Source organism: Pseudomonas sp. TH31 (genome assembly GCF_016650815.1).
In the GTDB taxonomy this organism is placed as follows: domain Bacteria; phylum Pseudomonadota; class Gammaproteobacteria; order Pseudomonadales; family Pseudomonadaceae; genus Aquipseudomonas.
On the sequence record NZ_JAEKEZ010000014.1, the window covers coordinates 324,724 to 338,198 of the forward strand.

Sequence of the window (13,475 nt, forward strand, 5' to 3'; positions counted from 1 at the left end):
CACCAGCGCCTACAGGTATACGCGTTCCTCTGTAGGAGCTGCCGAAGGCTGCGATCTTTTCAACGATCACTTACCGCTTGGGCCAATCACCCCTGCCACTTCCCACCCTCAACAATCACACTCTCAGGCTTGGTGTCATCGCTCAGTTCTTTACGCACATATTGGTCGTACAGCTTGAGCAGATATTTCTCTTCACCCAACTTCGCCAACTCGGTGTTCACCCAGTCACGCAGTTCGATGTTGCCCTTCTTCACCGCCGGCGCAATCGGTGCTTCTGCGCCCAGGGTCTGTTCCAGCACGCGGTAGCCTGGATTTTGCTTGGCCCAGCTGAACAGCACCAGATTGTCCTGCGCATACGCATCGCCACGACCATTGGCCAGGGCTTGCAGGGATTCGGAGTTTTTCTCGAACTTCAGCAGCTTCCAGTCCGGGTGGTTTTTGGTCAGCCAGATATCGGCGGTGGTGCCCGTGGTGACGATGGTGGTGCGGCTCGCCAGGTCATCGAGGTTTTTCACCGAGCTGCCCTGCGGGACAAGCGCCTGCACCGCAACCTTGAGGTTCGGGTTGGTGAATTCCACCGCTTCCTTGCGCTCCGGGGTGACGGTCATGTTGGCCAGGATCAGGTCGACCTTGTCGCTTTGCAGGAATGGAATCCGGCTGGCGGGCTCCACCGCGACGAACTCGACCTTGTTTTCATCGCCGAGCAGATCCTTGGCGAATTGACGGCCGATGTCGGTATCGAAACCGACATAGCGCCCCGCCTCATCGACGAAACCGAACGGCGGTTTGTCGGTAAACACGCCGACGATCAACTTGTCCCGGGCCTTGATTTTTTCCAGGTAGCTGGCCGCCGGGGCCGCACTGGCGCTGGTGGCCGCAGGCTTGGCGGGGGCTTCGGATTTGTTGCAGCCGGCCAGCAGCGCGAGGCCGAACAGCGGCAGTAGCAAGAGTGAAGACTTGGCAGTTTTCATAGCAGTTCCAGTTCCTTTGTTTGAGTCTTTCTGGGCAGGGCTTCGACGTAGGAGAACTTCTCCAGGAACTGCTGCGCTCGTGCGGTTTGCGGGTTCGTAAAGAAAAGCTCGGGAGGGTTTTGCTCAAGGATGCGCCCGGCGTCCATGAACACGATGCGATCGGCCACCGCGCGGGCGAAGGCCATTTCGTGGGTGACGATCAACAGGGTCATGCCTTCGCGGGCCAAGCCCTGAATCACCTCCAGCACTTCCTTGACCATTTCCGGATCGAGGGCGGCGGTGACTTCATCGAACAGCATCACTTTAGGGTTCATGCACAGCGAGCGGACGATGGCGATGCGTTGCTGCTGGCCGCCGGAGAGCTGGCGCGGATAGGCATCGCGCTTGTCCAGCAGGCCGACGCGTTCGAGCAAAGCCTCGGCCTGGGTGCGGGCGTCGCGGCGATCACGTTTCTGCACTTTGAGCGGACCGAGCAGCAGGTTATCGAGCACGTTCATGTGCGGGAACAGGTGATAACTCTGGAACACCATGCCGATCTGCTGCCGCACGTCGCGCCAGTCGGTGCCCTTGTCCAGCAGCTCGCGGCCGTTGAATTTCAAGCCGCCGCTGTGGGCGACTTCCAGGCCATTGAGGCAGCGCAGCAAGGTGCTTTTACCGCAGCCGCTGGGGCCGAGGATCACGATGACTTCGCCTGACGTTACTTGCAGGTCGATCTCTTTGAGCACCTGCTGCTCGCCGAAAAACTTGTTGAAACCCTTGAACTCGATCAATGCGCTCATACTTGCGTCCAGCGCCGCTCCAGCACACGCGAGGCGGCCGACAGCGGGTAGCAGATGAAAAAGAAAAACAGGAACAGTGCGCCGTAGATCAGCACCGATTCGTAGGTGCGCTCAATGATCTGCTGGCCGACCTTGATCACATCCACCACACCGATCAGCACCGCCAGGGAACTGGTCTTGATGATTCGCGTGTAGACGTTGATGGTCGGTGGCGTCATGCGTTTCAGCGCCTGGGGCAACAGTACGTAGCCAAACAGTTGCGGGCCGTTCAGACCGATCGACAACCCCGCCTCACGTTGCCCGCGCGGCAACGAAAGCAATGCGCCGCGCACCACTTCGCCAACCTCGCTGGCGCCCCACAACGACAGCACCAGCACCGCGCACCAGAAGCTTGGAATGCTCAGGCCGAAGAAAATCGGCAGGCCGAAAAACAGCAGGTACAGCCAGACCAACACCGGGATCGCCCGGAACAGTTCGAGGTAGACCCGCAGGATCGCGTTCAGCCATTTCGAATTCAGCGTGCGCAACACGCCATAGAGCACGCCGCCGACGGTGCTGATGGCGATGCTCAGGAAGGAAATCGATAACGTTTGCACAGCGCCCTTGCCCAGTTGCGGCAACGACACCCAGAGCAACTCAAGACCCGAACTGGCCATGCTGGAGCCTCCTTTCCAGACGGCTGAGCAACAGCGACAGCGGCAAGAACAGCAGCACGCAAATCAGCGTCAGCACGGCGAGCATTTCGTAGGTTTTGTAGTAGAGCGCGATGTAGCTTTTGGTGGTGTAGAGAATCTCCGGCACCGCCACCGCCGAAACCACGGTGGTTTCCTTGAGCAGGAAAATGAAATTGGCGAACAGCGACGGCAGGCTGAGGATGCCGGCCTGAGGCAAGATCACGTAGCGCAGCAATTGCCCGTGGGACAGGCCGATGGAGCGACCGGATTCGAGTTGTGCTTGCGGTACGGCATCGACTCCGGCGCGCAGCACTTCGGTGAGGTAAGCACCGCCGAGAAAGGTCATGGTGATGATCGCCGCCGCAAACCCGGAAACGCTGATACCCAGCGCCGGCAAGGCGAAGTAGACGAAGAACAGTTGGATCAACAGCGGCGTGTTGCGCGCCAGCTCCACGTACAGTCCGACCAGGCGCTGCAAGTAAGGCGTGCGTAACACCAGAATCGTCGCGTTGATCAGCGCCACCAGCAGCGAGGTGCCGATGGCAATGAAGCCGACCTGCAGCGTCACGCCCACGGCTTTGAGAAACGCCGGCAGGGTGCTGAGGATAAAAGCGTAATCGAAGGTCATTGAACATCCTGGACGCCGCTCGGTAAGCGGCGGTGGTGCAGTCCATGGGCGGTGGATAACCACCCGGCAGGCACTGACTTTAAAGGTATAAAAATAAGAATTTAAATACCGTTAAAGCATATTGATATCACGCAAAAAACTATCTCGCGGATTTGCGGTGACCTAGGAAGACGACTATTTTCCTTTGCGCTGTAGGAAGGATCTTTTTTTCAAAAAACCCCTCCAAGGACGGACAGCTTTTGGCCAGACTCCCCGGCCAAACCATCACAAGGAAGAGAAAAATGGCTGACGTAAAAGTGCCGCAGCGGCTGGACCCACAAGACATCTTGAAATTGCTGGTGGCGTTGCACAGGGCGTTGAAGGCCAGGGTGGCTTAGGTCCAAATCAAAATCAAAAGATCGCAGCCTTCGGCAGCTCCTACGCGCCTGTGGGCGCTGCCGACGGCTGCGATCTTTTGACCTTCTGGCGTAATAAAAAACGCCGACGCTATGACCAGCCGTCGGCGTTGAAACCTTGAAGGGGTTTGATCTTGCGTCGAATCAGAACGCCGGCAGTACCGCGCCTTTGTATTTCTGCTCGATGAACGCTTTCACTTGCGGGCTGGTCAAGGCTTTGGCCAGTTTCTGGATGGCATCGCTGTCCTTGTTGTCCGGACGAGCGACCAGGAAGTTCACGTAAGGCGAATCTGCACCTTCGATCACCAGCGCATCTTTAGCCGGGTTCAGGCCCGCTTCCAGTGCATAGTTGGTGTTGATCATGTCCAGGTCGACCTGGTCCAGGACACGCGGCAACATCGCGGACTCAAGCTCCTTGAACTTGAAGTTGTGCGGGTTCTTGGCGATGTCTTTTGGGGTAGCCAGGGCGTTTTTCGGGTCTTTCAACTCGATCAGGCCAGCCTTCTGCAGCAGGATCAGGGCACGGCCGCTGTTGCTGCCTTCGTTAGGGATCGCGATGGTTGCGCCGTCCTTGAGCTCAGCCAGGGTTTTGACTTTCTTCGAGTAGCCGCCGAACGGTTCGACGTGCACGCCGATCACGGTGACCAGGTGAGTGCCTTTGCCTTCGTTGAAGCTTTTCAGGTACGGCAGGGTCTGGAAGTAGTTGGCGTCCAGACGCTTCTGGTCGACCTGCACGTTCGGCTGAACGTAGTCGGTGAAGACTTTGATTTCCAGATCCACGCCTTCTTTGGCGAGGGTTGGCTTGATCAGTTCAAGAATCTCGGCGTGGGGGACCGGGGTCGCCGCAACCACCAGTTTCTCGTTAGCCTGGGCCAGGCCCGCAGTCAGGGCAGCCGCCAATGCGGTGAACAACAGAACCTTTTTCATGCAGTGTCCTTATGGAAAATCACGGTCGTTTATGACGACGGCTATTAGTACGAGTGCCAGTGAAGTGCTATCGCTGGCGTGAAGCGGACAATACCGGGATTTTTTATTCCCGAACAATATCTTTTATTCACTTTGATATTCCATTTTGTTCATACAGCGTAGGAGCTGGCGCAGCCTGCGATCTTTTGATTTGGCAATGCTCTGGATTGCCAAGATCAAAAGATCGCAGGCTGCGCCAGCTCCTACAAAAGCGCGGTGTTTTTGAGCAGTTGTTTCAGGGCCGCTTGATCGGCGGCCGAACCACTGGCGAGGATCTGTTTGAGTTGCCGCTCGATCTGCACCAATGAAGCAGGTACCTCGGGCAGATTCAGATGCTCCGGCAAGATCTCGTCCCCGGTACTCACCAGCAGCGCAAAGTGAATGACGTTCTCCAGTTCCCGGGTATTACCGGGCCAGCTATGCGCCTCCAGCACCTGCTGCGCCGCTTCGCTGATCAACGGCACCGGCAAATCCAGACGCTGGCTGTAGATGCCGAGGAAATATTCAGCCAGGGACAAAATGTCGCCCACCCGCTCGCGCAACGCAGGCAGTTCGAGCTGCCCCTCGCTGAGGTAGTGATAAAGCCGTTCGTGGAACTTCCCGGCCGCCACCGCTTGGCCCAGGTCGATGCTGGTCGCAGCGACCAGGCGCACGTCGACCGGGCTCGGCTGATGAGCGCCAACGCGGGTGACTTCGTGGTTTTCCAGCGCTGAGAGCAGTTTGATCTGGATCGGCAGCGGCAAGTCGCCGATTTCATCCAGATACAGCGTCCCGCCATTGGCCGAACCGAACCACCCGGCACGGCTGCTGGCCGAGCCGGTGTAGCTGCCGGCGGCATAGCCGAACAACTCAGCATCAGCGTACGTCGGGCTGATCGCGCCGCAATTGACCGATACGAATAACCCGCCGCGATCACTGGCGCGGTGGATGTGGCGGGCGAGCAATTCTTTACCGCTGCCGGTTTCACCGCGAATCAATACGGAAATGGCCCGCGGTGCCAGTTGCTCCAATTCCTGGCGCAACTGCCGCGAACGCGGATCAACAAACACCAGCGCTTTGGCGCGGATGCTCAGGGGACTTTTTCTGCGTCGGGGAAGGTCAGCAATGGCTGACCGAAGGCTTCAAAACTCATGGCAGACTCCCGCCCAAAACCGCCGGGAGACGGGGGCGTTTAAAAAAGAAAAAATTCAAGCGCGGCGCAGGGCGTGATGTTCCATGCGGTTTTGCAGGCGATAGAGATAGGCAAAACCCTGCTCCCAGCGCTGGTGGCCGGACTTGACGTTGATGTGCCCGGCACCCGCCAGAATCCCCGCCTCGGCGCCCCAATTGCGGGCCAGCTCCATGGCGCGGGACGCGCTGACGGCGCTGTCGTTGTCGGAACTGACGACCTGGCTCGGGAACGGCAGCAGGGTGGCCGGAATCGGTGCAAAGTTGCGCAGGGCCGGCGAGCAGGCCGGGCGTTCGACGTCTGCCGGCGCAACCAGCAAGGCACCACGCACCTGACGCAAAAACTGCAACGGCGCAGTGGCCGCCCAATGGGCAACGGTGATGCAACCCAGGCTGTGGGCGATCAGGATCACCGGCGTGCTGTCGGCGGCAATCGCCTCGGCCAGCGCTGCGACCCAGTCTTCACGGCGCGGCGTCAGCCAATCGGCCTGCTCCACCCGTGCACTGTTCGGCAGACTGTTCTGCCAATGGCTTTGCCAATGATCTTCTGGCGATCCTTGCCAGCCCGGCACAATCAGGTAGCGAATTGATTCGTTGCGCATGGGGAGCTCTCCTGCTGCGTGTCTGTTCCTGATCGAGTATAGGGACGAGAGTTATATTCGTTAAGGAATAAGAAGCTATTTATTAAGACCTATATCGAATATTAAACATCACTCCCCGTAGGAGCTGCCGAAGGCTGCGATCTTTTGATCTTGCTTTTAAAAATCAAAATCAAAAGATCGCAGCCTTCGGCAGCTCCTACAGGGGTTGGTGTTTCAGGCATAAAAAAGGGCCGCACCCTGCCAAGGAGACGGCCCCGGAAAACTTGAAAGGGGTTAACGCGCGGTAATCACCGACAACTTGGTAATCCCCGCGCGCTCAATCGAGGCCATGGCTCGCGCCACTTCGCCGTAATTCACCCCGTCATCCGCCTGCAACTGCACACGCACTTCGGGGTCCTTGGCTTTCGCCGCTTGCAGCTTGAACTCCAGTAAACCCGGCTCAATCTGGTCCTTGTTGATGAACAACTTGCCGGCGCCATCGATGCTCACCACCAGCGGGTCTTTCTGCTCCACCGGGGCCACGGCCTCGGTCTTGGGCAGGTTGATCGGAATCGCGTTGGTCAGCAGTGGTGCAGTGACGATAAACACCACCAGCAGCACCAGCATCACGTCCACCAGCGGTGTCACGTTGATCTCGCTCAGCACCTCATCGCTGTCTTGCGTGGAGAAGGCCATATCAGGACGCCTCCTTCACTTTCTGTGCGCCGCCCTGGGCCACGACTTTGTGCGAGGTCGGGTGTATCAACAGGCGGAACGAACTCTTCTGCGCCAGGCTGTAGAAGTCATGGGCGAAGTCATCCAGGTCCGCCGCCGTCAGCTTCAGGCGTCGCAAAAAGTAGTTGTAAACCAGCACCGCCGGCACCGCGACCGCGATCCCCACACCGGTGGCGACCAGTGCTGCACCAATCGGCCCGGCCACCGTTTCCAAGCTCGCCGAACCTGCCGCGCTGATGCCTTTCAACGCTTCCATGATTCCCCACACCGTGCCGAACAAGCCAATGAACGGCGAGGTGCTGCCGATGCTCGCGACCACCGCCAGCCCGGTTTCCAGTGAACGACGCTCGCGCACAATCTGCTGACGCAAGGCCCGCTCCAGACGATCCTGATGATTGATCGCCTGGCTCAAGTCATTCGCTTGCGGCGCTTCACCGACCTGAATCGCCGCATATCCGGCCTGGGCCACACGCGCCGCAGCACCCGGTTGGGTTTCGCTCAGCTCGGCCGCTGAGTCGAGACTCGACGCGGCCCAGAACTGCTTATGAAATTTTTTATCCTGGGCTTTCAGGCGAGCAAACTGCACGCCCTTGAGCAATGCCAGGCCCCAAGTGGCAACAGAAAAAATCACCAGCAGCCAGATTACCGCGCCTTCGATGGATTCAAGTGGAGAGGCTAGTAACGTCATGATGTATTCCCTCGTGTGTGGGAGCCGAGCTTGCTCGCGATGGCGGTTCCAGACACACCGCGAGATTAGCGCCGGCTGATTACCAATTAATGAATCTTGAAATCGATGGGCACGCTGACCCAGCCATCCTGGGCCACATCACCTTGCTTGGCCGGCACGAAACTCCAACGCTTCACGGCGGTTAGCGCCGCGTCGTCGAGCTGGTCGCGACCACTGCTTTTCTGAATCTGGATCTCGCCGGGCTTGCCGTTGGCCAGCACATGCACCCGCAACAACACCGTGCCTTCCCAACCGCGACGCTGAGCCAGCGACGGGTATTCCGGCGCCGGGTTTTTCAGGTACGCGGCGTTGGCCGAGGCCGGGGTCACTGGCGCGGGCGCCGGTGGTGCAGGTGGCGCCGGGGCCGCGACAGGTGCCGTCGATTGTGGCGGCGCTGGCGGTTGTTCGACGGCTTTGGGTGCCGGTTTCGGTACGGGTTTAGCGACCGGTTTGGGCACGGGTTTCGGAATCGGTTTTGGTGGCGGCGGTTTCACGGCCAGCTCGTCTTCGACGGGCGGCGGTGGCTCGTCCACGGGCTGAGCAGGTTGTGGCGGTGGCGGCTCGACCACCGGCGGTGCCGGGCGCGAAAACTCGATGGTCATCGGCGGAATTTCCGGTGGCACGATCGGCAGCACGGTGGTCGGTTGCTGATTGACCCAATAGATCACGGCGCCATGCACCAGCAACGCCAGCACACCAAGCAGGATCGCTTCGCGCCGGCTCAGAATGCCCTTGGGCGCACGCTGCAAACGCAACTGACCCAACGGCACGCGGTGCACCCGGCCGAGGTCGACCAAGTCGCCACTCGGCGCCTGGCGCCAGAGCACCTCATGTGCGCCAGCGGCGGTCTGGACATTGCCCATTGATTAACTCCCTGCGGTCTTTTGCGATCTCTTTACAAAAAACGCGATACACCCGCACTTGAATCCCCCGCGAGGCGTATCGACGGGCCAATCATTGGGCCAGACGCTTATCTCTTAAAGTAATATTTGAAGTCATGTATAGATCTTAATCGAATATAAAAAGTAGTCAATTTCGCCAAAGCCCCGTCCTGCAAGGGCTGGAGCGATGCGCGCGAAAAACGATGCTTTTCAAGCATTGAAAGTATTCGCCGAAGGCATCGATTCAGGATAGAAGTGCGACGTAGAACAGCCAAAAACAACTAACAACAAAGTGATAGCCCACACAAAAAAACAGGCTGATGCACATTCAGCGCATCAGCCTGTTAGTTATTACAGCGATGTTTATTGCTTGACGAACTCGCCACCCAATGTCACGACATCACCATCAAAGTTATTACGCGAACCCGCGGCCCGTAGTCGGGAATAATTGTGGTCCGGCGAGAACAGCGTCCAGGCTTGATAACCCGTACCATCATTCAACCCGGTGAGGGTGATGATGGTCGGTTGCCCGGTGCTGTTTTGGAAGTGGTAGTGCCCGTAGCTGACATCGTAGTTCACACCGCCCTGGCTCAGCTTGCCGCTGAAGGTGCCATTCGAATCATTACCATCGGTAATAACCAGTTTGGCGCCAGAGTTTGAATTAACGTAAGTACCATTAATGCTCGACATGGTTCGACTTCCTTTATCGTTTAAATTAAGTGTCTTCCGATGAGAGCAAGTTTCCTCCTGGAAACTCACGAAACAAAGCATGGTTCCACATTCGCTTATTGTCCACGCCGAAACGCAGTTATTAATCAACGAAAAAGCGATATTAACTATGCAAAGTCTTCATAAGTTATTCCAGATAGAACCACTATTACTTCTGCTGGCGATAAGCCGAAAAATTCAACGACTGGCACTCGTCTGCTGCACGCCCGCCGCAGGTGCAATCACCGCCGTTTCCGACCGTGGCGTCCCCTTTGGCACCCCGTCATAACTCACAGGCAACACACGATAGACCCAGTTGCTGACGGCCTCGCTGCCCGGCGCCTTGTCACCCCACTGCCAGACCACTTTAGCGTTCCAGTCCAGTTCGCCGACACTCTGGTTGTCCAGGCCATTACCGGCCGAGCCGAGTTTGCCGGGGTCTTTTTCGCTCAGTTGCAGCAACATATGGCCACGTTCGCCGCCGACCAGTTTCAGGTCGATGATTGCCGAAGGGAAACCGGCCTGGGACCAGGTTTTCTCCGCATTGCCGTTCATGTCGATCAGGTGCGTCTGCTGGTCGGCGCCGCTGAAAATCACGTACTGGTTGAAGGCCTTGGCCGTGGCGTAACAGGTAACGCCGTTTTGATGCTCACTATGATGAAGCTCCCGGAGTTACCCATCAGAAGTCGTAGCGACCGGTCAGGCCGAGGGTGCGCGGCGTGCCGAGCAAGCCTTCATAACCGCCGTTGGCGCCGGTCCAGAGGGTTGTGTAGTAGGTTTTGTCGAAGGCGTTTTTCAGCCACAGCGAGACGTCCCACTGGCCCTGGTGGAAGTCGCCGCGCAGGCCTGTGGATAAGTTGACTACGGCATAGCTCGGGATCTGCCCGAAGTCCGAATCCTCCACCGTGCCGACCGCTTTGGAGCGGAAGGCGTAGCTGCCAGTGACGTACTCTTCCAAGCCGTTGCTCAGGTTCCATTTGTATTCGCCGTTGGCGTTGCCGATCCATTTCGAAGCGCCGACCACTTGGTGGCCGCTGAGGTCGCAAGAGGCCGGTGCGCCTGGGCGCAGGCTGACTTCCGGCGGGCACGGCGCATCTTTGTAGGAGAGGTAGCTGACGTCGTTGAAGGAGCCGTTGAGGTTCAGGGTCAGGCCGCGCAACGGGATGATCGTGCTTTCGACTTCCACGCCACGGGAGCGCACGGAGCCGGCGTTGGTCAGGTATTGCACGCGGTTGACGTCGTCATAGGCGTTGGTCTGGTAGGCGTTGACCTGGGTCCAGAAGACGTTGGCGTTGAGTTGCAGGCGCTTGTCCCACAGGGTGCTTTTGAAACCGAGTTCGGCGTTGTTGGCGCGCTCGGTGCCGATCAGCAATGAGTCCGCGCCGGCCGTCGGTGCCGAGCCGACCGCAAGGTTCACGCCGCCGGATTTTTCACCGTGGGACAGGGTCGCGTAGCCGAGCAGGTCATCGGTGAAGCGGTAGCTCAGGTTCAGCAAGCCTGAAGGGCTGGAGCTGTACTGATTCAAATCGCCGGAATCGTAGGCGCCAGCACGACCGCGTCGTGCCGTGGCCGCCGCGCCCGTCACTGCCGCACCACCGACCGGCGCATCGCGCGTCACCCAGGCGTTTTTCTCTTCGTAGGTACCACGCAGCCCGGCGGTGAAATCCAGACGCGGGGTGAGGTGCCAAGTACCCTGGGCGAACAGCGCAAAGCTGTTGGTTTCGATATGGCCGTTGCCGACGCTGTCGACGTTGGCCAGTGCACCGCGTGGCGTGCCGTTCCAGATGTCGGCTTGCGGGCCGTAATAGGAGAAGGATTTGTTGTCCAGGTTCGAGCCGAAGTAATAGGCGCCGAGCACGTAGTCGAAGAACTCGCCTTTGGGTGACGCCAGGCGGAATTCCTGGGAGTACTGCTTATCCTCCACCGAGACCCCGGCGTTGTAGCTCGCCGGCACGTTAAGGCCATCGTCGTTGCGCGGGGTGAAATTCCAAAAGCGATAGGCGCTGATTGAGGTCAGGGTGAAGTCACTCGGCAAGGTCCAGTTGGCTTCCACCGAGGTGCCGCCCTGATGCACCGTGACGTGTTGATCGTTGTCGAGATTGACCTCGCGATGAGAGCCGTTGACCAGCGTCGCGCCAGCGGTAGCGGCCCGCTGCGAGTAGAGGTTGAGGCCATTGATGGTCGGCCCGGTGTTGTACAAGACACGGGTGCCGGCGCTGGAGTCTTCTTCGTTGTAGTCGCCGATCCAGCGCATGTTGAACGATTCGTTGGGCTTGAACAGCAACTGGCCGCGCAAGCCATCGCGCGAGCCGCCGTTCAGTTCATGGCCGTTGTATTCGTTCTTGATGTCGCCGTCACTGCTGGAGCGATAGGCCGAAAAACGCCCCGCCAGTTCATCGTTCAATGGACCGGAGATCGTACCCTTGGTCTGGAAGTAGCCGTCCTCGCCCACCGAGGTTTCGATGCTGCGCTCGGGGGTAAACGACGGCGCCCGAGTGCTGATGTTGATCACCCCGGCCGTGGTGTTTTTGCCGAACAACGTGCCTTGCGGACCGCGCAAAACTTCGAGCTGCTCGATGTCCATCAGGTCGAACACCGCCATGCCCGGGCGCCCGAGGTAGACGTTGTCGATGTAGAGCCCGACGCTGCCTTCCAGACCGTCGCTGGCCGGGTTGTTACCGAGGCCACGGATCGACACGCTGGACTGGCGCGCATGCATGTAGGCGACGTTGACGCTGGGCACCAGTTGCTGCAAATCCTGGATGCGATAAACCCGCTGGGTTTCCAGGGCCTGGCCGCTGATCACGCTCATCGGCGTTGGCACGTCCTGGGAACTTTCTTCCCGGCGGCGGGTGGTGACGGTCACGGTTTCCAACTGCGAACTGTCGGCCGACGTTTTGCCGGTGGGCGCTGCTTCCGGGGGCGTGGTGTCGGCCGCATAAGCCTGGGCGCTCCCCGCCAGCAACAGGGCCAGGGGCAGGCGTTTGAGCCGTCGGGGCGAAAGGGGTGAAGCAAGGTTCAACGGACTCATAGGGCGGCTCCTGGTCAAAAAACACGCAGTGACATTTAGCAGTGCATATTCTTTTAAGTTATTTATTTATGTTTTTACAAAGATTTACTGCATAAGAGATTGCCTTTATAAGGAGTCCACCTGATGCATATCCAATGCATTCGCCCGATATTTTTATGTGAAAAATGCATATCGATTTGCGCCAACTCCGCCACTTCATCGCCCTCGCCGACCAGCGCAGCTTCGTCGCGGGTGCGCTGACGGTGAACCTCTCGCAATCGGCGTTCAGCCGCAGCATTCAGGCGCTGGAACACAGCGTCGGTTGTCAGTTGGTGGATCGCGCACGCAAGGACCTGGCGCCGACCAAACAAGGCCAGGTGTTACTCGAACATGCGCGGCGGCTGGTCAGCGGCGCGCAGCAGATGGCCAACGAGATCAGCCAGTTCAATGGCCTGGAGGCCGGCGAATTACGCTTCGGTTGCGGCCCGGCACCGGCGGCAGGATTGATCCCGCGGGCGATTGGCGCCTTCATCGGGCGTTATCCAAAAGCGCGGGTGCAGTTTCAGGTCGACGATTGGCAGAGCCTGAGCAAGCGACTGCTGGGTGAGGAGTTCGAGTTCTTCGTCGCCGACACCCGCTATTTCGAGGCAGACCCGGACTACCTGACCCAACGCCTGCGCCCGCGCAAATGGCATTTTTGCTGCCGCGCCGGGCATCCATTGGCGGGACGTGAAAGCGTCAGCGCTGCCGAGTTGATGAGCTATCCGATGGCGGTGAGCATCCGCCCGCCGAACCTGCGTAAAGTCATTGTCGACTTGAGTGGCCGCCCGGATTTCACGCCGAATGTGGAATGTGAGAACAGCTACAGTTTGCTGAGTGTGGTGATGCGTTCGGATGCCATCGGGATTGTCGGCGCGTATTCAGATGCGCTGCACCTGGCCAAGGGTGAACTGGTGTGTTTGAAGATCGACGGGGTGGCGGATGATCTGGAGGAGCTGTATACGCGGTACGGGATTGTCAGCCGGGCGGGGTATCGGTTGTCGCCGTTGGCCGAGGCGATGATTGCGCAGATCAAAGAGATTGATGTGCAGGATGAGGAAGTGTGTTCGCTGGAGAATCTTGCCGTTTGAACCACCGCTTTCGCGAGCAGGCTCGCTCCCACAGGGAATGCGCAAGACCTTGTGGGAGTGAGCCTGCTCGCGATAGCGTCATCCCCGACACCGATGCACCCACTGCATAAACCCCATTCCCCA

12 protein-coding genes and 2 pseudogenes are annotated in these 13,475 nt (G+C 58.8%); 1 reads left to right on the forward strand and 13 read right to left on the reverse strand.

What is annotated here, in order from left to right:
• Positions 1 to 86: 86 nt before the first annotated feature.
• The 13 genes and pseudogenes from JFV26_RS11890 to JFV26_RS11950 form a co-directional block, all read right to left on the reverse strand.
• Complete coding sequence (locus tag JFV26_RS11890; protein ID WP_201192445.1) at positions 87 to 971, reverse strand: transporter substrate-binding domain-containing protein; 885 nt, start codon at positions 969 to 971, stop codon at positions 87 to 89.
• On the reverse strand, positions 968 to 1,750 hold the full coding sequence (locus JFV26_RS11895; RefSeq protein ID WP_201192447.1) for an amino acid ABC transporter ATP-binding protein: 783 nt from the start codon (positions 1,748 to 1,750) through the stop codon (positions 968 to 970). The genes JFV26_RS11890 and JFV26_RS11895 overlap by 4 nt, the downstream gene beginning before the upstream one ends.
• Positions 1,747 to 2,406 carry an amino acid ABC transporter permease gene (locus JFV26_RS11900; protein ID WP_201192449.1) on the reverse strand — a complete coding sequence of 220 codons (660 nt, stop codon included), beginning with the start codon at positions 2,404 to 2,406 and terminating at the stop codon, positions 1,747 to 1,749. Before JFV26_RS11900 ends, JFV26_RS11895 begins: the two co-directional genes overlap by 4 nt.
• A complete protein-coding gene (locus JFV26_RS11905; RefSeq protein WP_201192451.1) occupies positions 2,387 to 3,052 on the reverse strand; it encodes an amino acid ABC transporter permease in 666 nt (221 codons plus the stop codon). The genes JFV26_RS11900 and JFV26_RS11905 overlap by 20 nt, the downstream gene beginning before the upstream one ends.
• A 539-nt stretch (positions 3,053 to 3,591) precedes the next feature.
• Positions 3,592 to 4,374, reverse strand: coding sequence for a MetQ/NlpA family ABC transporter substrate-binding protein (locus tag JFV26_RS11910; RefSeq protein ID WP_201192453.1), 783 nt, complete (start codon positions 4,372 to 4,374; stop codon positions 3,592 to 3,594).
• Between the two features lie 242 nt (positions 4,375 to 4,616).
• Positions 4,617 to 5,545, reverse strand: a pseudogene (locus JFV26_RS11915) (sigma 54-interacting transcriptional regulator).
• Positions 5,546 to 5,600: 55 nt separating this feature from the next.
• Entirely contained in the window at positions 5,601 to 6,182 is a 582-nt protein-coding gene (locus JFV26_RS11920) for an alpha/beta hydrolase (RefSeq protein WP_201192455.1), read from the reverse strand.
• 273 nt (positions 6,183 to 6,455) lie between these two features.
• Positions 6,456 to 6,857, reverse strand: a complete 402-nt coding sequence (locus JFV26_RS11925) for an ExbD/TolR family protein (RefSeq protein ID WP_201192457.1) — start codon at positions 6,855 to 6,857, stop codon at positions 6,456 to 6,458.
• Position 6,858: 1 nt separating this feature from the next.
• A complete protein-coding gene (locus JFV26_RS11930; RefSeq protein ID WP_201192459.1) occupies positions 6,859 to 7,584 on the reverse strand; it encodes a MotA/TolQ/ExbB proton channel family protein in 726 nt (241 codons plus the stop codon).
• Positions 7,585 to 7,670: 86 nt separating this feature from the next.
• Positions 7,671 to 8,486, reverse strand: coding sequence for an energy transducer TonB (locus JFV26_RS11935; protein ID WP_201192461.1), 816 nt, complete (start codon positions 8,484 to 8,486; stop codon positions 7,671 to 7,673).
• Positions 8,487 to 8,867: 381 nt separating this feature from the next.
• Complete coding sequence (locus tag JFV26_RS11940) at positions 8,868 to 9,194, reverse strand: hypothetical protein (protein WP_201192463.1); 327 nt, start codon at positions 9,192 to 9,194, stop codon at positions 8,868 to 8,870.
• A gap of 342 nt (positions 9,195 to 9,536) precedes the next feature.
• A pseudogene (locus JFV26_RS11945) lies at positions 9,537 to 9,866 on the reverse strand (ArsR family transcriptional regulator); the annotation flags it as partial.
• Positions 9,867 to 9,891: 25 nt separating this feature from the next.
• On the reverse strand, positions 9,892 to 12,243 hold the full coding sequence (locus tag JFV26_RS11950; protein WP_201192465.1) for a TonB-dependent receptor: 2,352 nt from the start codon (positions 12,241 to 12,243) through the stop codon (positions 9,892 to 9,894).
• Between the two features lie 164 nt (positions 12,244 to 12,407).
• Between JFV26_RS11950 and JFV26_RS11955 the strand changes: the two genes are divergently transcribed.
• The gene (locus JFV26_RS11955; protein ID WP_201192467.1) at positions 12,408 to 13,352 is read left to right on the forward strand and encodes a LysR family transcriptional regulator; all 945 of its coding nucleotides are present in this window, start codon (positions 12,408 to 12,410) and stop codon (positions 13,350 to 13,352) included.
• The last annotated feature ends 123 nt before the right edge of the window (positions 13,353 to 13,475 follow it).